The 22585-nt window shown below is 59.5% G+C and carries 23 protein-coding genes; 7 read left to right on the top strand and 16 right to left on the bottom strand.

The features are described 5' to 3' along the window. Nucleotides 1–2: 2 nt before the first annotated feature. Nucleotides 3–1271, bottom strand: a complete 1269-nt coding sequence (locus ACQZ5F_RS02565) for a DUF2778 domain-containing protein (RefSeq protein ID WP_448731001.1) — start codon at nucleotides 1269–1271, stop codon at nucleotides 3–5. A gap of 451 nt (nucleotides 1272–1722) precedes the next feature. On the opposite strand from ACQZ5F_RS02565, the gene pncA reads away from it, so the two are divergent. Beyond that, a complete protein-coding gene (pncA, locus tag ACQZ5F_RS02560) occupies nucleotides 1723–2349 on the top strand; it encodes a bifunctional nicotinamidase/pyrazinamidase (RefSeq protein ID WP_046798431.1) in 627 nt (208 codons plus the stop codon). An 8-nt stretch (nucleotides 2350–2357) separates the two neighbouring features. On the opposite strand, the gene ACQZ5F_RS02555 is transcribed toward pncA, so the two are convergent. Further along, a complete protein-coding gene (locus ACQZ5F_RS02555; protein WP_046798086.1) occupies nucleotides 2358–2594 on the bottom strand; it encodes a DUF2164 domain-containing protein in 237 nt (78 codons plus the stop codon). A gap of 180 nt (nucleotides 2595–2774) precedes the next feature. Here ACQZ5F_RS02555 and ACQZ5F_RS02550 point away from each other — a divergent pair, with 180 nt between their 5' ends. Together ACQZ5F_RS02550 and ACQZ5F_RS02545 are read left to right on the top strand one after the other, a co-directional pair. After that, complete coding sequence (locus ACQZ5F_RS02550; protein ID WP_052817995.1) at nucleotides 2775–3494, top strand: AzlC family ABC transporter permease; 720 nt, start codon at nucleotides 2775–2777, stop codon at nucleotides 3492–3494. After that, on the top strand, nucleotides 3491–3805 hold the full coding sequence (locus ACQZ5F_RS02545) for an AzlD family protein (RefSeq protein WP_052817996.1): 315 nt from the start codon (nucleotides 3491–3493) through the stop codon (nucleotides 3803–3805). The genes ACQZ5F_RS02550 and ACQZ5F_RS02545 overlap by 4 nt, the downstream gene beginning before the upstream one ends. On the opposite strand, the gene ACQZ5F_RS02540 is transcribed toward ACQZ5F_RS02545, so the two are convergent. Beyond that, a complete protein-coding gene (locus tag ACQZ5F_RS02540) occupies nucleotides 3802–5643 on the bottom strand; it encodes an aminopeptidase P family protein (protein ID WP_448731043.1) in 1842 nt (613 codons plus the stop codon). The genes ACQZ5F_RS02545 and ACQZ5F_RS02540 overlap by 4 nt on opposite strands. Nucleotides 5644–5936: 293 nt before the next feature. Between ACQZ5F_RS02540 and ACQZ5F_RS02535 the strand changes: the two genes are divergently transcribed. Beyond that, nucleotides 5937–6110, top strand: a complete 174-nt coding sequence (locus tag ACQZ5F_RS02535; protein ID WP_003522343.1) for a hypothetical protein — start codon at nucleotides 5937–5939, stop codon at nucleotides 6108–6110. Nucleotides 6111–6258: 148 nt separating this feature from the next. On the opposite strand, the gene ACQZ5F_RS02530 is transcribed toward ACQZ5F_RS02535, so the two are convergent. The 3 genes from ACQZ5F_RS02530 to ACQZ5F_RS02520 form a co-directional block, all read right to left on the bottom strand. After that, nucleotides 6259–7137, bottom strand: coding sequence for a 50S ribosomal protein L11 methyltransferase (locus tag ACQZ5F_RS02530; protein WP_046798082.1), 879 nt, complete (start codon nucleotides 7135–7137; stop codon nucleotides 6259–6261). 93 nt (nucleotides 7138–7230) lie between these two features. Further along, entirely contained in the window at nucleotides 7231–7830 is a 600-nt protein-coding gene (gene sco / locus ACQZ5F_RS02525; RefSeq protein WP_046798081.1) for a cytochrome oxidase assembly protein Sco, read from the bottom strand. A gap of 141 nt (nucleotides 7831–7971) precedes the next feature. Further along, nucleotides 7972–8130, bottom strand: a complete 159-nt coding sequence (locus tag ACQZ5F_RS02520; protein WP_175414491.1) for a hypothetical protein — start codon at nucleotides 8128–8130, stop codon at nucleotides 7972–7974. A gap of 226 nt (nucleotides 8131–8356) precedes the next feature. Here ACQZ5F_RS02520 and ACQZ5F_RS02515 point away from each other — a divergent pair, with 226 nt between their 5' ends. Beyond that, complete coding sequence (locus tag ACQZ5F_RS02515; protein WP_448731002.1) at nucleotides 8357–8824, top strand: chemotaxis protein CheW; 468 nt, start codon at nucleotides 8357–8359, stop codon at nucleotides 8822–8824. 78 nt (nucleotides 8825–8902) lie between these two features. Here the strand turns inward: ACQZ5F_RS02515 and ACQZ5F_RS02510 are convergent, their stop codons facing one another. From ACQZ5F_RS02510 to gcvA, 4 genes are read right to left on the bottom strand one after another with little or no spacing between them, the layout of a single operon-like run. Beyond that, on the bottom strand, nucleotides 8903–9448 hold the full coding sequence (locus ACQZ5F_RS02510) for a GNAT family N-acetyltransferase (protein ID WP_225339134.1): 546 nt from the start codon (nucleotides 9446–9448) through the stop codon (nucleotides 8903–8905). Between the two features lie 53 nt (nucleotides 9449–9501). Continuing rightward, entirely contained in the window at nucleotides 9502–9993 is a 492-nt protein-coding gene (locus tag ACQZ5F_RS02505) for a CreA family protein (protein WP_225245630.1), read from the bottom strand. A gap of 46 nt (nucleotides 9994–10039) precedes the next feature. Beyond that, complete coding sequence (locus ACQZ5F_RS02500; RefSeq protein ID WP_046798079.1) at nucleotides 10040–10648, bottom strand: 3'-5' exonuclease; 609 nt, start codon at nucleotides 10646–10648, stop codon at nucleotides 10040–10042. A 43-nt stretch (nucleotides 10649–10691) separates the two neighbouring features. Then, nucleotides 10692–11594: a transcriptional regulator GcvA gene (gcvA, locus tag ACQZ5F_RS02495; RefSeq protein WP_137084826.1), complete on the bottom strand. Its 903-nt coding sequence runs from the start codon at nucleotides 11592–11594 to the stop codon at nucleotides 10692–10694. A 197-nt stretch (nucleotides 11595–11791) separates the two neighbouring features. Here gcvA and ACQZ5F_RS02490 point away from each other — a divergent pair, with 197 nt between their 5' ends. Together ACQZ5F_RS02490 and ACQZ5F_RS02485 are read left to right on the top strand one after the other, a co-directional pair. Further along, the gene (locus ACQZ5F_RS02490) at nucleotides 11792–12718 is read left to right on the top strand and encodes a DMT family transporter (protein ID WP_052818001.1); all 927 of its coding nucleotides are present in this window, start codon (nucleotides 11792–11794) and stop codon (nucleotides 12716–12718) included. 293 nt (nucleotides 12719–13011) lie between these two features. After that, the gene (locus tag ACQZ5F_RS02485; protein ID WP_225339133.1) at nucleotides 13012–13548 is read left to right on the top strand and encodes a GNAT family N-acetyltransferase; all 537 of its coding nucleotides are present in this window, start codon (nucleotides 13012–13014) and stop codon (nucleotides 13546–13548) included. Between the two features lie 4 nt (nucleotides 13549–13552). Here the strand turns inward: ACQZ5F_RS02485 and ACQZ5F_RS02480 are convergent, their stop codons facing one another. The 6 genes from ACQZ5F_RS02480 to ftsZ form a co-directional block, all read right to left on the bottom strand. Then, on the bottom strand, nucleotides 13553–14449 hold the full coding sequence (locus ACQZ5F_RS02480; RefSeq protein ID WP_225339132.1) for an aminoglycoside phosphotransferase family protein: 897 nt from the start codon (nucleotides 14447–14449) through the stop codon (nucleotides 13553–13555). 64 nt (nucleotides 14450–14513) lie between these two features. Beyond that, entirely contained in the window at nucleotides 14514–16688 is a 2175-nt protein-coding gene (ligA, locus tag ACQZ5F_RS02475; protein ID WP_225339131.1) for an NAD-dependent DNA ligase LigA, read from the bottom strand. A gap of 114 nt (nucleotides 16689–16802) precedes the next feature. Further along, nucleotides 16803–18476 (bottom strand): DNA repair protein RecN, encoded by a 1674-nt coding sequence (recN, locus tag ACQZ5F_RS02470; RefSeq protein ID WP_225339130.1) that lies wholly within the window; start codon nucleotides 18474–18476, stop codon nucleotides 16803–16805. A 15-nt stretch (nucleotides 18477–18491) separates the two neighbouring features. Further along, nucleotides 18492–19358: an outer membrane protein assembly factor BamD gene (locus ACQZ5F_RS02465; RefSeq protein WP_046798072.1), complete on the bottom strand. Its 867-nt coding sequence runs from the start codon at nucleotides 19356–19358 to the stop codon at nucleotides 18492–18494. 235 nt (nucleotides 19359–19593) lie between these two features. Continuing rightward, on the bottom strand, nucleotides 19594–20553 hold the full coding sequence (gene lpxC / locus ACQZ5F_RS02460) for a UDP-3-O-acyl-N-acetylglucosamine deacetylase (RefSeq protein WP_142840265.1): 960 nt from the start codon (nucleotides 20551–20553) through the stop codon (nucleotides 19594–19596). A gap of 270 nt (nucleotides 20554–20823) precedes the next feature. Continuing rightward, the gene (gene ftsZ, locus ACQZ5F_RS02455; protein WP_052818007.1) at nucleotides 20824–22572 is read right to left on the bottom strand and encodes a cell division protein FtsZ; all 1749 of its coding nucleotides are present in this window, start codon (nucleotides 22570–22572) and stop codon (nucleotides 20824–20826) included. Nucleotides 22573–22585: the final 13 nt, after the last annotated feature.

Genomic DNA, 22585 nt, shown 5'->3' with positions numbered 1-22585 from the left:
GCTCAGGAATCGTTGCCGCGCGAGAACATGCTGAGCAGCGTCTTGCCACCACTTTTCCCGCCGCTGCTGGCAAGCGTCGGACGGTTGCCGTTGAGCTTGGGCACCACGACCATGCGCTTGACTTCGCCGCGTTTGAAGGCCGCAAGGAAGCGCGAATAATCCCGGAACACGACACAGCCATTCGATTCGCCGCGTTTCGCCAGCATGTAGGTATGGGCAAGAAGACCATCGCGGCCATGCGGGTTGACGCCGTTTTCCGGTGTCAGGCGAATAGCTTCGACGCCATGAAACCGCGCTTCGCGCATCGTCAGACGATAGCTGGAGGGCGGCGTAGAGCCGCGCATTCTGACGTGAACAAAGTCAGGATTGTCGCGCATCTTGCCGATGCCGGAATGCGCTTCCAGCTTCTCGCCATTCGGCATGTGAACCGTTCCGGAGGAAATATCGTAAATCGCCGTGCCATTGCCGCGATCCGGCCACGGAACCGCATCCATCTTGCTCGGCTCGCGCATCGGATTATCAGGCTTTGCAAAGGCGAGCATGGCACCGGTGCTCTGCTTCGGCTGCTGCGGCGCGCGCAGCGGAACCGGCGCATCAAAATCGGGGGCTGAAGCAACGGCAGTCTTGGAAAGGGCGGGGCGCGGCGACGGCTCAACCGTCTCGGCCGCCGCCACTTCGGGCCGGAAGCTCGGAAGCGGCACGTCATCAGGAAGCAGGCTGCTCGCCTCTTCCTCGATCTGCGGGCGTGCAAGCGCCACTTCGAATGCTGGATGTTGCGAGGCAGCGCTCTGATAGGCCACATCAGTGGTGCGCCCAAGCGCCGAATCGACGATTGCCGAAGGCCTGAGCGCGGCAAGTTCCTTCACCGTCGCCTGCCCTTTGGCATTCGCCGCCGCGCCAAAACGCTCACCGAATTCCTTAGCGCCGATCTCCGGCATGATGCCGGCAAGGCGAACGGCCTTCTGCGGGCCATGGCTGTGATCGCTCAGACGGGAAAACTTGCGGACGTGAATATCCCGCCCCGCCGCGTGGCCGATCGCCGTCTCGGCGGAATCGAGCCGGGCCACCAGCGTCTTTTCAAATTGCCCGACGCCATGCGAGGCCGCCGCCATGCTGTGCAGCGATGCGAAGGCGGCAAAGGCGAAAAGACCGGCAAAGGCACCGCCGCCGAGCAGCGCGGACATTCGGCCAAGCGAAAAGGATTTGCCTTTCTTGAGGCAGGACGACCCGGCAAGACCGGCGCCATTATAGGCCGCAGCAGAAAACGCCATGATACTCGTTACTCGAACCGTTCACGCACACCCGGCCAATGCCGGTGGGATTTTGGGGCATCCAAAGAGCGGTTGAACACCAAGCCGCTTTCGGAACTGACTGGTTCGAAGCATGACGAATTATGGTAACCAAAGTGTTTACGAGTCCCTGCAAAAATACTTCGTTAAGGTCTGCGCATGTCAGGCGAAGGCGAGACGATGACTGTGCGGGAACGGCGTGCACTGCATCGCTCGTCCTGAAAAATGCCCCGCGAGGCGTCATCGGCCTTTAAAGTTTCCGTCGCCGCATCGTCAGGTAAATTCCGACTTGGCCGGAAATTTGCTGTAAATGCGGCAGGACTGCGACGGGACAGGCCGCCGTCATCAACCAGCCACGTGGGCACAAAGGTTGAATGAGTACTTGATCCGCCAAAGCCAGCTTGGCATCCTGTTGGCAAAAGGGAGGCATATCATGAAGGCGCTGCTGCTCATCGACATCCAGAACGGCTTTTGCCCGGGTGGCAATCTCGCCGTTGCCGAAGGGGACAGGATCGTACCCGCCGCCAATGCCCTGATTGACAATGGCGGTTATGATCTCATCGTCGCCTCGCAGGACTGGCACCCGGAAAACCACGGCAGTTTCGCGTCCCAGCATCCGGGCAGGAAACCTTTCGACATGGGCGAGCTTTCCGGTAAACCACAGATGATGTGGCCGGACCATTGCGTGCAGGGCACGCAGGATGCGGAATTCCACCCCGATCTGAAGACGGAAGCATTCGACTATATTCAGCAGAAGGGTGAAAACCCCGCCGTCGACAGCTATTCCGCCTTTCGCGACAACGACCAGTTGGCGACGACGGGCCTTGCTGATTATCTGGCCCGTCAGGGCGTGACGCAGCTCGACATATGCGGCCTCGCCACCGATTATTGCGTCAGTTTTTCGGTGCTCGATGCCATCGACATGTTGCCCGGCATCAAGGTCCGTTTCATCGAGGATGCAAGCCGCGGCATCGATCCGCAGGGCATAAAGGCCGCGATTGCCGCCATGCGGGAAAAGGGCGCAGCAATCGTCAACAGCCGCGACATATTGCGCGACTGACCGCCACTTTAACGCAGCCTCGGTTTTTCCAGCACGTCGATATCACCGGCCGCGTCCTCAAGACGCCGCAGAATTGCAGCATGTGCATCCTTTAGCCCCTGATTATAGAAAACATATCCGACCTCCTCGGCCAGAAACTCCACGAAGATTTCCGCCTCAAGAAGGCCCATCTCGGTTTCGGTCTCCCGGGCAAGGTAGTCCTTGATACGCGCGGCCAAGACCGCCTTTTCCTGCTTTTCGAGCATTGATCTTCCATGATGTCACGGTGTGAGTGCGCCGACGAAACCCGATGCGATCTTTCGTCCGGCGTTGCCTGTCGGCGTTACCGTAACGGAAGCTTCAAGGGAATCAATCGATCCATTCATGCAATTCGTTTGCCAGCTGGCCGGGACGGCGATAGAGCGGCGGCAAGGAGTTTCCAGAGAATGTTCAATAAAGATTTTCGCGAGGGACTGAGCACGGGTTTCCCGATCGCCCTTTCCGCCGCCCCCTTCGGCGCGCTGTTCGGCGCGGTTGCAGTCGATAACGGCCTAAGCGTCACCGAAGCCACGATTATGAGCGGCACCGTCTATGCCGGCGCGAGCCAGCTTGTCGGCATCGAACTGTTTGGCCAGAAGGTCGCTCCCTGGCTGATCGTTCTTTCCGTCTTCGCCGTCAATTTCCGTCACATCCTTTATTCGGCGGCCATTGCCCGAATGATCTCCGGCTGGTCGCTTATGCAGAAAGCGGCCGGCTTCTTCGTTCTGGTCGATCCGCAATTCGCCGAATCGGTCCGAAAATATGAAAACACCGGTACGGTCGGTTTTTCCTGGTATATGGGCTTTGCCGCGCCGGTTTATGTGCTGTGGCTGGCCATGACCGTTCTCGGCGCCTCGCTCGGCAACCTCATCGGCGATCCGAAGGCCATCGGCCTTGATGTGCTTTTGCCGATCTATTTCATGGGCATGGTCTTGAGCTTCCGCCAGCGGGAGAATTTTTACCCGGTGATGCTGGCAAGCGCGGTCGGCGCAACAGTCGCCTATCACTTCGTCGGCTCGCCCTGGCATGTCAGCCTCGGCGCGGTCGCCGGCATTCTCGTCGCCGTCCTTTATCCGCCCAAACCCAACGGCGAGGCCAATCCTGAAAACGGGGTGGAAACGCCATGAGCGACATGCTCCACGCCGACACGATGATCCTGATCGCGCTCGCCGCAATCGCCACCTATCTCACCCGCATCGGCGGCTATGTGCTGATGACGCGAATGAAATCCATTCCGCCGCGCATGGAAGCCGGCCTGAACGCCGTGCCCGTTGCGGTTCTGACCACGCTTGTCGCACCCGCCTTCTTTGAAGGCGGATACGAAGTGAAGATCGGCATGGTGGCAGCCCTTCTGGTCTGCCTGCGGTTTCCCGGCCTGACGATGCTGGCAATCGGCTGGGCCGTCGTCATCGCCATCAGGCATTTCGGGCTGCTTTAAGCGATCCTTTCCAGTGGCTTGGTCGCGGCAACAAGCCAGGCTTTTACCTCTTCATCGGTGATCAGCGGAGAGAGCTTCTCCAGAACATCCGCGTGATAGGCGTTCAGCCAGTTGAGTTCCTCGTCGGTGAGGAGTGACACAACGACAAGCCTGTTGTCGATGGGGCACCAGGTCAGCGTCTCGAAGGAGAACATTGGCTGGTCGCCGCCGGCCACTTCCTCCGCATCACGCACATAGATCAGGTTCTCGATACGGATGCCGAAAGCGCCGGGGCGGTAATAACCCGGCTCATTTGACAGGATCATGCCCGGCAGCAACTCCTGCGTCGAAAGCCTTGCGATACGCTGCGGCCCCTCATGCACCGAGAGATAGGAGCCGACACCGTGGCCGGTGCCATGGGCATAATCCGCCCCGGCCTTCCAAAGCGCGATGCGTGCCAGCGGATCAAGGTCGCAACCGCGCGTTCCCTTCGGAAACCGTGCGGTGCTGATACCGATCACCCCCTTCAGCACCAGCGTGAAGAAACGCCTCTGCTCTTCCGGCACCGTGCCGATTGCGACGGTGCGGGTGATATCAGTGGTGCCGTTGACATATTGCGCACCGGAATCGACGAGGAACATCTCGCCATCGGCAAGTGGGCGGTCCGTGTCGGTGGTGACGCGGTAGTGGATGATGGCAGCATGCTCGCCAGCGCCGGAAATCGTATCGAAAGACACATCCTTCAACGGATTCTGCATCGCCTGCCCCACCCTGGCCCGCGTTGCCTCCAGCGCCTTGACCGCCACGATTTCGGTGACGCTGCCCGGCTGCTGGCGATCCAGCCAGCTCAGATATTCGACCATGGCCGCACCATCCTGCACGTGTGCTGCGGCTGAACCGGCAAGCTCCGCCTTGTTCTTGCAGGCGCGCGGCAGGCGAACGGGATCGGCCGCTTCGACCAATGTGCCGCCCGCCGCCGTGATTGCTCCCGTTAGGGCCACCGGCGCCAGATCGGCATCGACCATGACCCGGCCCTTGGCACTGGCAATCGCATGCAGGCGGTCGGCAATCTTCGATGGCGGTAATTGTGTCGCCATTTGCGCCAGATAGGCCTCAGCCTCGATGCCGGTCTTGCGCTTGTCGAGAAAAATATCCGTCCTTCCATCGGCGTAGATGATGGCACGGGCGAGCGGATGCGGGGTATGCGGCACGTCATTGCCGCGAATATTGAAAATCCATGCGATGGAGGACGGATCGGTAACCAGCAGGGCATCAGCCTGCCTGGCCGAAACCGTCTCCGCCAGCAGCGCGATCTTTTCTTTCGCCAACTTGCCCGTAAAGGCTTCCGGCTGGATAACAACGGGCTCCAGCGGCTCGGACGGGCGGTCCTGCCACAGGGCGTCAAGCGGATTGCGCTCCAGCAACACGACGGAACCGCCCTTGGCCGCAAGCACCTTTTCCAGCCGCTTCAATTCAGCGCCGGTATGCAGCCACGGATCGATCCCCAGTCGAAAGCCCTGCGCCGCATGTTCGGATAGCCAGACGGAAGGCGGCGCCCCGACCAGATCACCGCCCGTGAATACCGATTGGTCGACCTGCGACTTGAGCTGTGTCGTATACCGGCCATCTACGAAAACCACGGCCTCGCCGCGTGTCACCAGCGCGATGCCGGCCGAACCGGTGAACCCCGTCAGCCAGGACAGGCGCTCGGCGCATTCAGGCACATATTCCCCCTGATATTCATCGGCGCGCGGCACCAGGAAACCGTCGATACCGAGGGCGTCGAAACCGGCGCGCAGCGCCTCGACGCGGGCCTTGCCGAATTGCGGCGCGGATTTGTTTTCGAAGGTCTGGAACATGGGCGTCTTTCGGGAACTGTCATGAGGAAAGCTGTTCATTCACGCCGTCAAATCATTGGCGCACAACGACAATGCCACGTGGGCAAACCCGGTTTCAAGCCATATATGACAGAACCGATTGCGGTGATAAATTATGCATATTTTGCGAAATAAGTAATACTAGAAAACAAGTGATATGCATTCTGCGCATATCAACATTGATACATCCCATCTAACCAAACAAAATCACATCGCTTATATCTGGATCAACACAGCGAGAGAGACACTCTCCTGGCAACCAAGGATTTGAAGCAATGGCAAAATCTTTCCTCCGCACCGCCTTCGATCGCGTCGTTGAAGCACGCGAGCGTCAGGTCAGCCGCCATGTCAACGCAGCACTTTTGAACCTTGACGACAAGTCGCTCGAAGCGCTGGGCATGAACCGCGCCGACCTGCGTCGCAAGGCGAAGTCCAGCTACGTATTCTGATCACGTCAGGCGCGGCGATCCTCCCTCCACCGCGTCTCACCAGGAATACGTCGACCCGCTTGAGCAAGCTCCTCCCATATGCTCGCGGGTTCCAGGCGGCGCGAAAGCGCCGCCTTTTCTTTTGCTCGAAAGCAATGTCGAAAGAGCGTCAGTCTTTACGCAGATGCAGCGTCACCCAGCCATTGCGCCAGATGGTGCGGATATGGGAAAGCCGCGCGCCATTATAAGCGGCGAGAACCTTCCAGCGCTGTGAAGCGAGAATACCCGACAGGATGACGGTGCCGCCGGGCGCCAGATGCGTGACAAGCTGCGGCGCCATCTTGATCAGCGGCCGCGCCAGAATATTGGCGATAATGAGATCGAAAGGGCCATGCTTGCGGAAGGCATCGGAGTGAAAGCCGGGTGCGGTTTCCAGCGCCAGCCCGGAAACGATGCCATTCAGCCGCACATTTTCCTTGGCCACCTTGACGGCAATGGGGTCGATATCCGTCGCAAGCACGGGAATATGGCGCATCTTGCGCACCGCAATCGCCAGAACACCGCTACCGGTGCCGAGATCGAGCGCGTTTCGCACCGTCCGGGCACGCAGAACATCCTCGATCATTTCAAGGCAACCCGCCGTCGTGCCGTGATGGCCTGTGCCGAAAGCCTGCCCCGCCTCGATCTCGATAGCCAGATCGTGCGGCTGCACCTTGTCGCGATCATGCGCGCCATGGACGATGAAGCGCCCTGCCCTGACCGGCTTCAGCCCCTCTAGCGACTTGGCGATCCAGTCGACATCGGGAACGATCTCTTTTTCAATGACGAGACCGGGAAATGCTGGCGCAAGCAAAGCGCTGACGCGCTCGCGGAACTCATCCTCCTGCTCGGCCATCAAATAGACGGAGGCTTCCCAGATGTCGCGCTTCTCATCCACCTCGGTCGTGGCGATCGCAACATCCTCCTCGCCGAAATAATCCGACATGAGATCGAGGATTTCGCCGGCCTTGATTTCGGTCGTGGTGACGTAAAGTCGGATTTCGCTCACGGCAGGCTGCTTTCTCTGGCTGAGGTTGTTGTCTTGCCTTTGCCACAAAAGCTGCGCCAGTCCAATAAGCCTGGCGCAATTATGCCGGCTCTATCAGCCCTTCAGAAGATTCTGGAGCTTCTGCTCGGCAACTTCAGGGTTTTCGCCATAAGCAATGGTGCCTGAAAAACGGCCCTTGGCATCGAGCAGGATGACGGACGCGGTATGATCCATGGTGTAATCGCCATTCGGATCCTTCTCGTCCACCGGCACCTTCTTGGCATAGATGCGATAGCCTTTCAGCGTCTCGGCAATCTTGTCGGCCGGACCGGTAATGCCGGTAATCCGCTTCGAAACGTTGGAAACATATTGCTGCATGATCTCGGGCGTATCACGCTCGGGATCGACGGAGACGAAATAGGCCTGCATCTTGTCGCCGGCAGGATCCACCTTTTCCATCCAGCCGTTCAGCTCGAACAGTGTCGTCGGGCAGACTTCCGGGCAATGGGTGAAACCGAAGAACAAGGCCGTCGGCTTGCCCTGAAACGCCTTTTCGGTGATCGGCTGACCGTCCTGCGCGGTGAGCGCGAAAGGCACGCCATAGGCCGTTTCAACCATCTCCTCACGGGTCTTCGTCATTTCGATCGTCAGCCAGCTGACGACACCGGCGAGAACGACCACCACGGCCCACAATACGATGCGAATATTTCTCATTGTCCAATCCTACCCCGAAAGCCTGCAGCATATCGCAAGCCCTGGCAGACTGATAACGAACGGCGACTGCGACCGCAAATCAACTGGACGTATTTGCGGGAACCGCGCTGATTTGTCACAAAGCCGCAACTGCCGGGCGGCTTACAGACACCAGGCGATACCGCTCTGCACGGTTGAAAGGAAAATATCCGTGCTGTGTCGCACCCAGCCGTCGAAGGCAAGAAGCACGATGGCCAGCGAAGCGACGACCGCAAGACTTGACAGAATAAACTTCAGGGGGTTGGAAACGAGTGCGTTCATAGAGCCATCATAACCTTTTTACACCGACGCGAAAACCGCCAAAATACTGGGTTTTGCGGGGGAGAGAGCGGCAATTGTTAGGGAAAGTTTAAAATCTTGCTGTGCATTATGACCATAGCGGTTTTTAAAGCCTCGACATGATGTCTCCCGGTCCATTCCCCGGCCACCGCATAAAGCTCAATCCTGCGTGGGCCTGTTAGAGAGCCATCAGAGGAAACCTGCCGTCATGTCCAACGCCATCAAGCAATCCGGCGCATATCTCGAAATCGTTTCCTTCCATCTGGGCGATCAGGAATTCTGCATCGACATCATGGCGATCCGCGAAATCCGCGGCTGGGCGCCGGTTACCCCGATGCCGCACACGCCGCCCTATGTTCTCGGTCTCATCAACCTGCGCGGCGCCGTCATTCCCGTCATCGACATGGCCGGCCGCCTCGGCATGAACATGACCGAACCCTCTGAACGCTCCGCCATCATCGTCACCGATATCGGCGGCAAGCTGGTCGGCCTCCTGGTGGAACAGGTCTCCGACATGATGACCATCCGTTCCGAAGACCTGCAGCCCGCGCCGGATATCATTCCGGAAGAACAGCGCAGCTTCTGCCGCGGCATCGTGGCGCTGGAAAAGAGCATGGTCTGCTTCCTCAACCTCGACACCGTCATTGCGGACGAGTTGGCGCGCGAAGCGGCCTGAAGTTTACCAAAAGCCCCCCGGCTTTCTTAAAAAAGTACAACGAGCCAGACAATCGATGTGTCTGGCTCAGGATGAGGCTTACACACTCTGGGAGGCTGCGGCCCACCTTGAGCGCCCCAACTCGTACCGGACTTCACCATGCTCACTGCCCGGAATGGGGTCTGGCCAGTCAAAATAGTCAGTGTGAACATGAATCATTCCAAGCTTTTCCATCACGCGGCGCGATCCAAGGTTCACAGCCATGGTTGAAGCCACGATCCTTTCATAGCCACCGCCTCCGAAGCCCCAATCAATGAGAGCGGCGGCCCCTTGCGATGCCAATCCCTGACCCCAGTCCAGCCGACGCAGCCGATACCCGATTTCCGCCAGGGTTTTGCTCTCGGGAAACAAACAGAACCAGCCCACAAACGCCCCATTGTTCGTTCGCCGCGCCGTCCAGACGTAAGGTTCCGTTCCCCCAGGCATGAGAAAAGTTGCGTTTTCCGGGGCAATCTTTGCGCGGTCCACCGCGCCGCCGTGCAAAAAGCGCATCACCTCTGGATCGAGTTCAAGGTCGATGAAGTCTTGGAGGTCACTCGGCCGACAGGGGTTAAGGGTCAAGTCCATTGTCTGGAGAAGCACCATTGCAAATACCTTAAAAGCGGAGTGACTATAACTGCCTCAGTTCAGGCAAACCCTCACGGCTTGCCCTTTTCCCACGTCACCTGCTGATTATAGAGCGGCACCGTGGAAATGGCCATCTTGGCCGAACCGTCGGTCAGTTCCCGCGCATGTATCAGATAGATCAGCGTGTCATTGGCCTTGTCATAGACGCGGCTGACGACGAGCTTCTTCCAGACCAGCGACATGCCCTGCCGGAACACCTCTTCCCCGCCCTTGGAGAGATCGATGTCGCCGATTTCCACCGGCCCCGTCTGGCTGCAGGAAATGGCGTTGTTCGACGGGTCCTCGAACCAGTTGCCGTTCTTCAGCCGATCAATGACGCCGCGCTCGAAATAGGTCACATGGCAGGTCACGCCCTTGATCTTCGGATCGGCGATCGCCTCGATGACGATATCGTTGCCGATCCAGTCGACCCCGACCTCACCCACGACCTGCGAATGCGCAACTGTTACCGGAAGCAACGCCAGAAAGCCCGCAAACAAACCCGACAGAGTTTTCATCGTCATCGCATCTTCTCCGTTACGCTGCTTCAAACATAGGTGGGCGACACCATTAAGCAACCCGGGCGACAGCGCGTTTTTTCATGCTGCAAGGCTGGTAGCCGGTGGATGTGAGGCGGCCGGCGACCATGCCGATCTTTTCCGGCAGATCGCGGATATGGGCGACACGCAAGGCCTTCGCCGCAGCAATCGATGCAGCAGCACAGACAACCGCGTCTTCGGCGGCATTGTGGTGCACGAAACGCAGCTGGAGATGATGGGCAATCACATTCAGCTTGTGCGATTCCAGATGTGGCCAGACATGCCGGGCAATCTTGACGCTGCACAGGTAGGAAAGGTCCGGATAGGACTGCCGATATTTGTCGAAGGAGGCCCGCATGACGCTGAAATCGAACGCGGCATTGTGGGCGATCATGGTGGCGCCATGGAAGTCGTCGATGAACTCTTCCATCACTTCAGGAAATTCCGGCGCGTCCTCGACATCATCAGGGCGAATTCCGTGCACGGCGATGTTGAAGGACGAAAACCGCATGTCCTTCGGGCGGATAAGACGTTCCTCGACACGAACGATATTACCGTCTTCTATCCATGCAAGCCCGACGGAGCAGGCACTGCCCCGCTCCTCATTGGCGGTCTCGAAATCGATGGCGATGGTTTTCAAGAGTGATTCCCGTTGTTTCATTCCGGCATAGACCGGATTGGCATCAAAGAGAACCGGCCTCGGCTGAACGCGCTTGCGAAAGCATCCATTCGATGAGCGTCACCAGATCGGGATTATCAAGCATGCGTCGCGGATAAACCAGAAAATAGGCAAGCGTGCTGGCCATGTCTTTCCCGAAGGGTGCGATCAATGCACCTTCCGCAAGTTCGCGGGAAACCAGCGAACGGCGGGTCAACGCAATGCCGTGCCCGGCTTTCGCCGCATCCAGCGCGCCATTGCTGTCGATGAAGACCGTGCCGCCGGAGGCATCCACGTCTGACGCCCCCGCCGCCTCCAGCCAGCGCCGCCATTCATTGCGGTTCTCATCGTGCAGAAGCGGCACGGATTTCAGGTCGCTCGCCTCTTGAAGTGACCCATATTTTTCCAGGAACTGTGGGGAGCAGACCGGCAGGGTGCTGTCATCGATGAAACGGATACTCTCCAGCCCTTCATAACGGCCAAAACCGTGCCGCACCGCCAGATCGACATCGTCCCTTGAAAAATCCACCAGCCGGTTCGTCACGCTGATGCGGACATCCACATGCGGGTGCTGCTGCTGGAAGCCGGGCAATCTCGGCATCAGCCATTGCACGGCGAAAGTCGGCGTGCAGCTCAGCGTCAGAACGGTTATCTCGGAGCGAGCCGTCAGTTCCGCCGTCGCCTCGCGCATCATCCGGAAGGCGGTGCGAAGCGCGCCGTAATAACGTTCCCCTTCACGCGTCAGCTGGATGCTGCGCGGCTTGCGGAAAAACAGCTGCACGCCAAGACGCGTTTCCAGCTCCCGGATTTGCAGGCTGACCGCGCCGGGTGTGACATTCAGCTCGTTGGAGGCGAGCGTGACACTGCGATACCGCGCCGCGGCTTCAAAGGCCTGCAAACCTTTCAGAGAAGGTAGTTCGGCTGCCATGATTTAGCTCATCTCAATTATCGTGCGAGAAACAATCGTTTGAAGATATCATAAAACAGGGAGTAAATAGGCACAACAAGACATGAGACGCCGTGAAAACACACATTGTCGGCTTGAGCTGAACTCAACTGATATCGGGTGGATGGCGGTGATCCCGTCTGCGATCATGTCAATGCTCATGCTTTTGGGAGACGAAAATGGCGATACAGAAACAGATGGATGCCCGCGAATGGGCAATGCTCGTCGCGCTTTCGCTCCTGTGGGGCGGATCCTTCTTTTTCATCGGCGTCGCGGTCAAGGAACTGCCGCCCGTCACCATCGTCACGCTGCGCGTCAGCCTCGCGGCAATCGCGCTTCTCATCGTCTGCCGCATCATGGGCCTTCGCCTGCCGCGAGAATGGGCGGTGTGGCGCGCCTTTTTCGGCATGGGCCTGCTCAACAACATCATTCCTTTCTGCCTGATCGTCTGGGGCCAGACCCAGATTGCCAGCGGGCTTGCTTCGATCCTCAATGCCACCACGCCGCTCTTCACCGTCATCGTCGCCCACTTCCTCACTGCCGACGAGAAGATGACCGGTAACAAGCTCGCCGGCGTGCTGATCGGCTTTGCCGGCGTGGCGACCATGATCGGCCCGGCAGCCTTCGGCGGATCATCCGGCCTCTGGGGCCAGATCGCCATTCTCGGCGCGGCCATCTCCTATTCCTTCGCGGGCATATTCGGCCGCCGTTTCAAGGCCATGGGCGTACCGCCGCTGATGACCGCCACCGGCCAGATATCCTCTTCGACGCTGATGCTGATCCCGGCCGCCCTTCTCATCGACAAGCCGTGGACGCTCGCCATGCCGAGCCTCGGCACCTGGGGCGCGCTTATCGGCATCGCCCTGCTGTCGACGGCGCTCGCCTATCTGATTTTCTTCCGCATTCTTGCCAGCGCCGGCGCCACCAATCTCGCCCTCGTTACTTTCCTCATTCCCGTCAGCGCCATCCTGCTCGGCTCACTGCTTCTCGGCGAGCAACTGGAAATGAAGCATTTCGCCGGCATGGCGATGATCGCTGCCGGGCTGGCCGCGATCGATGGCAGATTGCTTTCCAGATTGCGCCAGCCTCGCCAACGGCTGCAATGAGGGCGGGAAGATCGGGCCGGCCTGCAAAAGAGCTGCCTCATCCTTTCCTCTCACCCGGTATTTTTCGGGAGTGAACCCTGCCGTGCCGCCTTGACGCCCAGTGGCTCCTCTGGCCTTATGCAACCATGACCGGCTTTGCTACCCACATGCATCTCACCGTGACCATTCGCCCCGCAGGGCGCGTGGCGGTGTCAGTGCGTTAGTCAGCTGGTCATCCGTCCACCACCCTGCCGCATATTGGCAGGGTTTGGTGATCCCGCTCTGCCTCGGCCGAATATCCAAGGAGAGCAGACATGCCGGAATGCGAGATACCCTCACCCCTTGACCCTGATGCGCGCTGGCCCGAAGGCCTGTGCATTCGCGCCCGCACCCCAGCAGATGCGCCGGGGATAACAGCACTGCACAACATGGCCGGATTTCGCTACGGAACGCTGCGCTGGCCGCATCAAAATCCGGAAGATATTCGCAAGGGCATCGAAACCCAGTCAGCCAACAGCTTTGCGCTGATCGCCATCCTTGACGGCAAGATCGTCGGTGATATCGGCTTGACGCGCCACACCAACCGCCGGGCCCATGCGGGCAGCATCGGCATGGGTGTTCATGATGCCTATAAGGGACGAGGAATTGGCAGCGCCATGATTGGCGAAATCCTCGCCATTGCCGACCGCTGGCTGGACCTGAAACGGATCGAACTGACCGTTTTCACCGACAATGAACCGGCGCTGGCGCTTTATCGCAAATTCGGCTTCGAGGTCGAGGGCCACCTGAAATCCTTCGCCTTCCGCGACGGCGAATATATCGATGCCTATTGCATGGCGCGTCTGCGGTAGTGGTTCAGACGGCCAAGGAATGATCTTCAAATATTTCCCGAATGGTCCGCCGCGACCATTCGGCCATTTTTTCGTTCCGCCCGCGCTCGGCATCCAGCACGATCAGCGCCTTCCACAGTGCCCAGCCGCGGCCGCGCTGCCATGTAGCCCCATCCAGATTCAGCGCCCGGCGAAAAACAGCCCGACTTTCCGCATCAAGCACATTCCACGCGAGAATGAGGTCGGACGACGGATCGCCGATGCCGGAACTGCCGAAATCGATGACGGCCGAAAGGCGCCCCTCCTGCACCAGCAGATTGCCCTCGGCAATGTCGCCATGCACCCACACGCCCTGCCCCCGCCAGCGGCTCGAAAGCGCAAGCTGCCATATCTCCATGGCCAGTCCCTGATCGACTTCATCGGAAAGGCGCGCCGCCGAGGCTCGCGCCTCCCCGTCATAGACCGCAAGCGATCCGCCGCGATGGAAATTATGTGCGCCCGCAGGTGGGCCATCCGAAACATTGATGGAATGCAGGGCTTTCAAAAACGCCGCAACATCACTGGCGATGGCCGAAAGATCGATGCTGTCGAGCTGGAGAGCGAGAGGTTCACCCTTTAGCCAGCGATAAATGGACCAGCAGAACGGATAATCCTCGCCCGGCTGTCCAAGCGCTAACGGTGCTGGAATCGGAACAGGCAGAAGGGGCGCAAGGGCCGGCAACCACCGATGTTCCTTCTCCACCTGCGCCACATAGCGCTCAGCACTTGGCATGCGGATCAGCATGTCGTCGCCAAGGCGGAAGCTGCGATTGTCCCAGCCGCTTGGTTCCACCGGCCGAACATCAAGGGCCGCCCATTGGGGAAACTGGCGGGCAATCAGCGTGCGAACCTGCTGGGTGGTGACGACAATGCGGTCATCCATGATGCGTTCCCCGTTTCAGGCGCAAACCTCTAGCGGTGCAGGACAACACGGCAATGACGGCATATCAGCCACCAATCAGCGCCAGCCACTCATCCTCGTCCATGGTCTGCACGCCAAGCTCCGCCGCCTTGGCCAGCTTGGAGCCGGCCCCCGGCCCCGCCACCAGAATATCCGTCTTTTTCGAGACGGAACCGGCCACTTTCGCGCCCAGGCTTTCCGCCCGGGCCTTGGCCTCGTCCCGGGTAAATTTCTCCAGCGAGCCGGTGAAGACCACCGTTTTGCCCGCCACAGGGCTACCTTCGGTGGACGGCTTTTCGGCCTCCTTCGGCTGCAACTCCCGTATCAGCCGGTCTATAACATCGAGATTGCGTGGCTCCTTGTAGAACTCGATGATGGCGCGGGCCACCACCTCGCCGATGCCGTCAATACTGTTGAGTTCGGCCCAGGCATCGCTTGCCGGATCGGCTGCCGCCTTCATGGCCTCTTCGAAATGTTGATAGGTGCCATAGGAACGCGCCAGAAGCTTCGCCGTGGTCTCGCCGACATGACGGATGCCGAGCGCAAAGATCAGCCGATGCAGATCGATCTCGCGGCGGGCGTCGATGGCATCGAACAGCTTCTTGACGCTGACCTTGCCGAAACCGTCAATATTTTCGAGCTTGGTCAGGTGGGAGGCTTCCTGCCGCACCTTCAGCGTGAAAATATCAGGAGCGGTTTTGATCGAAAGCGCTGGATCGTCGCTTTCGAAAAAGAAATCGATCTGCTTGGTGCCCAGCCCTTCAATATCGAAGGCATTACGCGAAACGAAATGTTTCAGATGCTCTACCGCCTGCGCCCGGCAGACGAAACCGCCGGTGCAGCGCGTGACCGAATCGAGCTTGCCAGTCTTTTCATTGCGTTCCCGCACCGCATGGCTGCCGCAAACAGGACATTTCTCCGGAAACGCATATTTCACCGCTTCGGCAGGGCGTTTTTCCAGCAAAACATCCAGCACCTGCGGAATGACATCGCCAGCACGCTGCACGATAACAGTATCGCCGATGCGAATGTCATGATCCTCAGGGCGAATGCGCTCCCCACTATTGCCAATGCCTTCGATGTAATCGGCATTGTGCAGCGTCGCATTGGTGACGACGACGCCGCCGACCGTGATCGGGGTCAGACGCGCAACCGGCGTCAGCGCCCCGGTGCGCCCCACCTGGATTTCGATATTCTCGACCGTGGTGAAAGCCTGTTCGGCCGGAAACTTGTGCGCTGTAGCCCAGCGCGGGCTGCGCGAACGAAAGCCCAGCCGCTCCTGCAGATCAAGCCGGTCGACCTTGTAGACGACACCATCGATATCATAATCGAGATCGGGCCGCGCGATGCCGATTTCATTATAATGCTCAAGCAATTGCTGGGCGGAGGTGAATCGCTTCATCAGCGGATTGACCGGAAATCCCCACTCCCGGAATTTCTCGACGATACCATATTGCGTATCGGCAATCCGCGCCGGCTGGCCGCCGTCAGAGACTTCACCCAAGGCATAGGCAAAGAACCGCAGCTTGCGTTTCGCCGTCACATTGGCGTCCAGCTGGCGCAGCGAACCGGATGCCGTATTGCGCGGGTTCACATAGGTCTGCTTGCCTTCGGCCTCCATCTGGGTGTTGAGCGCCATGAAGTCGCTCTTGGCCATATAGACCTCACCACGCACTTCCACCACATCGGGTGCATCGGCAGGCAGCTCGTTCGGGATTTCCTTGATGGTCCTGATATTGGCGGTGACGTTCTCGCCGGTCGTGCCATCGCCGCGCGTCGCCGCCGTCTTCAGCTTGCCCTTCTCATAGCGGATCGACATGGAAAGCCCGTCGATCTTCGGCTCGGCGGTAAATGCGATGGAATCGTCAGGCAGATGCCCGAGGAAACGATAGACGGAACTGACGAAATCCCGCAGATCCCCTTCCGAAAACGTGTTGTCGAGCGACAGCATCGGGCGGGCATGCACGATGGGCGCAAAGGTCGGAAGCGGTGCGAAACCAACTTTTTTCGATGGGCTGTCAGCCCGCACCAGCGCCGGAAAAGCTGCCTCGATGGCGTCGTTGCGCCGCTTCAGCGCATCATAGTCGGCGTCCGAAATCTCCGGCGCGTCCTTGCCGTGGTAAAGCGCATCGTGGCGCGCAAGCTCAGCGGCCAGAAATGCCAGCTCCGAAGAGGCTTCAAGCTCGGTGAGGTTTTCGACGGATTTCTGGTCTTTCGACATGACGGCCTCTTTTCGGATTTACCGAACGCTTTTAGCCGAAATAACAAACATTAAAAACAGTTTTGCCGTTGGACTCACAAGCCGAATCCGCTCGCGCAACTCTATCGGCAGCAGTCAGTCCTTGGCTGCCAGCAGACGGGCCGCCGCAGCCCTCGCCTCATCCGTTACCGACGCGCCGGCAAGCATGCGGGCAATCTCTTCGGTGCGGTGTTTCGGCTCCATGGTAGCGACGCGGGTGGCGATGCGCTCGCTGCCATCGCCGGATGGACCCTTGGAAATGAGAAGATGGGTCGCAGCCCGCGCCGCCACCTGCGGCGCATGGGTAACGGACAGAACCTGCACGGTCTTCGACAAGCGACGTAACCGCTGGCCGATAGCGTCCGCCACAGCACCACCAACACCCGTATCGATTTCATCGAACACCAGAGTCGGTGCCGAACCGCGATCCGCCAGCGCCACTTTCAGCGCCAACAGGAAGCGGGACAATTCGCCGCCCGAGGCGACTTTCATGATCGGCCCCGGCCGTGTGCCCGGATTGGTCTGAACGTGGAATTCCACCGTGTCGATGCCGTCGGCCGTCGCCTGCTCGGTATCGGAGGTTACCTCGACGGTGAACCGCGCCCGCTCCAGCTTCAGCGCCGGAAGCTCGGCCATCACAGCACCGGAAAGTGCATCCGCCGCATGGCGGCGTTTGTCGGAAAGTGACTGGGCAGCACGGTCAAAATCAGCTTTGACGACGCCGAGATTGGCCTCCAGCTTGCCAAGCTTTTCTTCACCGGCATCGAGATCAGCGAGATCAGCCACCATTTTTTCGGCAAGAGCCGGCAGGTCAGGCACCGCGACATTATATTTACGGCCGGCGGCGCGCAGCGCGAACAGTCGCTCCTCCACCCGCTCCAGCTCACGCGGATCGAACTCGGTGCGGCGCAACGCCGCCTCCACTTCCATCTGCGCATTGGAAAGGTTGTCAAGCGCGGCATCCAGCAATTGCACGGTGTCTTCCAGCAATCCCGGCGCTTCATGGCTCTTGCGCTCGAGCCGACGCATCATGGATGCTATGACAGGCACGGGCGAAGCATTGCCGTTCAGAAACTCGCTGGCTTCAGCGATATCGCCGGCGATGCGTTCGGATTTCTGCATCACAGCACGGCGCTCGGCCAGTTCATCCTCTTCGCCGTCACGCGGCGAAAGCCCTTCCAGTTCCTCGACGGAAGAGCGCAGATAATCCGCCTCGCGGGCTGCTGCCTCCACCTTGGCGCGGTGGGTCTTCAGGGCACGCTCGGCGTCTTTCCAGGTGCGGTAGAAACCCTGAACGGCGCGGGCCTCATCGGTAAGCCCGGCAAAGGCGTCCAGCAGCGTGCGGTGGGCATCGGTATCAACAAGGGCGCGGTCATCATGCTGGCCGTGAATTTCCACCAGCAATTGCCCGAGCTGGCGCATCATCTGCACGCTGATGGCCTGATCGTTGATATAGGCCTTGGTCCTGCCGTCGGCGGATTGCACCCGGCGGAAAATCAGATCGCCATCGTCATCGAGACCGTTTTCGCGCAGCAGCAGCCGCGTCGGATGATTATTCGGCACTTCGAAAGCGGCGGTAACCTGCCCTTTCTCTTCGCCGTGGCGCACGAGGCCGCCATCACCCCGGCCGCCCAGCGCAAGGGAGAGACTGTCGAGCAGAATGGATTTGCCCGCGCCCGTCTCACCCGTCAACACCGAAAGGCCCGCCTCAAAACCGAGGTCGAGCCTTTCAATCAGGACGATATCGCGAATCGAGAGCTGGACCAGCATGGCCTATGCCCCGTCTCAGGCGCCGATAAGCTTCTTGCCGGCGCGCGAAATCCAGGACCCCTTGTTTTCACGCGGCTCCAGCCCCTGACCCTTCAGCAGCTTGTAGGAGTCCGCATACCATTGGCTGTCGGGATAGTTGTTGCCGAGAACAGCGGCCGCAGTTTGCGCCTCGTCGGCAAGACCCATCGCATAATAGGCCTCCGTCAGACGCGCCAGCGCTTCCTCGATCTGGTTGGTGTTCTGGTACTGCTCGACGACGATTCGGAAACGCGAAACGGCGGCGAGATATTCCTTGCGCTCAAGGTAATAACGACCGACCTGCATTTCGCGGCCGGCGAGCTGGTCGCGGGCGAAACGGATCTTGGCCTGCGCATCGGCGACATATTCCGAATCGGGATAGTCGTTGACCACCTTGTTCATCGCCTCGACCGTGCGCTGGGCTGCGCGCTGGTCCTGCGTCACGTCGGAAATCTGCTTCGAATAGGCAAGGCCGATCATATACTGAACGTAAGCGGCATCCTTGGAACGCGGATATTGCCGCAGGAAGCGGCTGCCGTTGGTGATGGCCACATCATTCTTGTTGGTGCGCGTCGCAATGAAGGTCTGCATGACAAGCGCCTTCTGGCCCCATTCGGTGAATGGATATTGCTTGTCGATCGCCTCGAACTTGCGTGAGGCTTCCGTCATGTTGCCGGCGTTCATGTTGGCAAGCCCCTGCTTGTACAGAACATCAGGCGGATCGGATTCAAAACCGAGCTTGGTAATGTCGATATCCGGATCGGACTGGCAGGCCGTGACGGCAACACTTGCACCGACCAACAACAACGAAACGGCGATCCCCCGCATCGTACCCTTCATCGCACCAGACCCTACATGCTTCATTCGACAGTTCCCACTTCCCGCGCAAATACATAAGCATCGGCTTTGCACTGGCGTTTCTAGCCATAAAAGCATCCGCAGGGCAACGCAATGATGACGCATTAACGCATTTTTATGGCATCCGCGCGCGCAATCGCATGAATATCAGGCGATATGACGAAACATCTTGCCCTGCATCATAAAAAAGCCGCCCCCAAGGGAGCGGCCTTTTCTGTCAATCGATAGCCTGCGAACAAACTTAAGCAGACCAGGGCGCAAATTCCGGCATGTTGACCGGTACGAATTCGCGGGCGCGCACCATCTGGTTGCGGGCAGCCGGTGCCTCGACGATCTCGTAAGCCGTGCGGTCGCTCAGCAGCGCCTTCAGCGCATTGGCATTGACCTTGTGGCCACCGCGATAGGAGCGATAGCAGCCGATGAACTGCGCGCCGGCAAGCGCCAGGTCGCCCACGGCGTCCAGCGTCTTGTGACGGACGAATTCGTCCTTGGCGTAACGCAGGCCTTCCATGTTGATGACGCTGTTGTCATCGGAAATGACGACCGAATTCTCAAGCGAGGAGCCGAGCGCGTAACCGGCAGCCCACAGGCGCTCCACGTCACGCATGAAACCGAAGGTACGGGCGCGCGACAGTTCATTCTTGAACGTCTCAGCCGTCAGGTCGCCCTTCCAGGACTGCTTGCCGATCAGCGGCGTGTCGAAATCGATGTCGACCTCAAAGCGTGTGCCGTCATAAGGACGGAATTCCGCCCAGGACGCGCCCGAGTCGATGCGCACCGGCTTGGTGACGCGAATATAACGGCGCTTCGCACCGAGGTTCTTGATGCCGACCGATTCGATGGCTTCGATGAAGGGAGCAGAGCTGCCATCCATGATCGGCGCTTCCGGACCGTCAACCTCAACGACGAGATTGTCGAGGCCCATGGCGTAGATGGCGGCCATGACGTGCTCGATCGTCGCCACTGACTGGGACAGCGAACGGCCGAGCACGGTGCACAGGTCGGTATTGCCGACATTGGCCGAAACCGCCTTCAACTCGGTGACGTTGCCATTGTCATGAAGGCGATGGAATACGATGCCCGTTCCAGCTTCTGCGGGCTGGAACGTCATAGAGACCGGATTGCCGGAATGCACGCCAATGCCTTTAAGCTGAACAGCATTTGCGATAGTTGTCTGAAATCCGAGCAGTCCGATAGTCATGCGTATATGCCTTGTTTTGCAAACCGCGCCGTTTGGTGAAGCGCCGTTCAAGTTTTAAAGCCGGTTTTGGCGACCGGCCAAGTCCGTATTTTCCTTTACCCAGCCTCATACATACGCACATGTAGGTGCCACGACAAATCACTGTTCGTTTCGGATTGTTACACGCCTAAACCATTGAAAACGAAAATTAATTTAGTGTTAATCACGCAAAATAAACGAAACGCCCGGGTCGTGAAACCCGGGCGTTTGAAGAGGCGGATGGAATCGCCTTTAGTTAGACTGGCGGCGCAGGAAGGCCGGAATTTCCAGCTGGTCGTCATCATGATGGCTGGACGATGCGGGCGTTGCGCGACCGTGGTCGTCAAGCTGGCCACGACGCGGTGCGTAGAGGCTGGCTTCCGGCGAAAGCGGCGCGCGGCGCTGCGGCGCCATGCTCGGCGCATCCATCATGTCGGAGGGAACTTCTTCCTCTTCGCGGCGGCCAAGCGAGTTGGTGATGCGCTTCAGAAGACCCATCGGGCCACGCTCTTCCTGTGCAACCGGAGTAGCGCGATCACGATGATCCATCTCGGCCTTCACGACCGGCGGGAAGTCCTCAACCTTCGGCATACGTACCGGCTCGGGCTGGCGGGCAACCGGCGCCTGTTCCTGATAGACAGGAGCCTGCGGCTGCTGCATGCGCGGAGCCGGGGCGGCAACCTGTTCCGGAGCGTGGTAGACCGGTGCCGGAGCAATCGGGGCCGGAGCGGCCTGCTGAACCGGCTGGGCCGGACGCAGAGCCGGCGCTTCAGCCGGGGACGATGCGAACAGCTTGCTCTGCGGACGGAAATCCTGGGCCGGCTGCTGGTGTGCGGCGAAACCGAGTTCGCGTTCCATTTCAGCTTCCGCCGAACGGATGGTCTGGGCGATCGGGTCTACGGTCTTGGGTGCCTGCGATACTGACTGGGCAGGCTGAACTGCGGCCGGAGCAGAAGCAACGGCCGCGGAAGGACGGATAAGCGGCTTGGCGGCAGCAGCGCGCATTTCGGCAACATTCTGTTCGCCAATGCCCGCAACGCGGTCGATGCCGGTGGCGACGACGGACACGCGGATGAGACCTTCCAGAGCTTCATCGAAGGTGGCGCCGAGGATGATGTTGGCATCCGGATCGACTTCTTCGCGGATACGGGTTGCAGCCTCGTCGACTTCGAACAGGGTAAGGTCGCGACCGCCGGTGATGGAGATCAACAGGCCCTGTGCACCCTTCATCGAGGTTTCGTCGAGCAACGGGTTGGCGATTGCCGCTTCCGCAGCCTGCATTGCACGGCCCGGACCGGAAGCTTCGCCGGTGCCCATCATTGCGCGGCCCATTTCACGCATGACCGAGCGGACGTCGGCGAAGTCGAGGTTGATGAGACCTTCCTTCACCATCAGATCGGTGATGCAGGCAACGCCCGAATAGAGAACCTGGTCGGCCATGGCGAAGGCGTCGGCAAAGGTCGTCTTGTCATTGGCGATGCGGAAAAGGTTCTGGTTCGGAATGACGATCAGCGTATCGACGGACTTCTGCAGTTCCTCGATGCCCTGTTCGGCAAGACGCATGCGGCGGCCGCCTTCGAAATGGAAAGGCTTGGTGACGACGCCGACCGTCAGGATGCCCTTGTTGCGGGCCGCCTGTGCGACGACAGGTGCAGCACCGGTGCCGGTGCCGCCGCCCATGCCGGCGGTGACGAAGCACATGTGGGTGCCGTTCAGGTGGTCGATGATCTCATCGATGCATTCTTCAGCGGCGGCGCGGCCGACTTCCGGCTGGGAACCGGCGCCGAGACCCTCGGTGACGTTGACGCCGAGCTGGATGACCCGATCTGCCTTCGTCATGGTCAGTGCCTGGGCATCCGTGTTGGCGACGACGAAGTCGACACCCTGGAGGCCGGCCGTGATCATGTTGTTGACAGCGTTACCGCCACCGCCACCAACACCGAAAACGGTGATGCGTGGCTTCAGCTCGGTGATATCAGGCTTTTGCAGCTGTATCGTCATTTTACCATTCCTT

It is taken from the genome of Agrobacterium sp. 22-210-1, from assembly GCF_053522525.1.
Note: the sequence above shows the minus strand (reverse complement) of the source record. Positions and strands in the feature narration are given on the sequence as shown.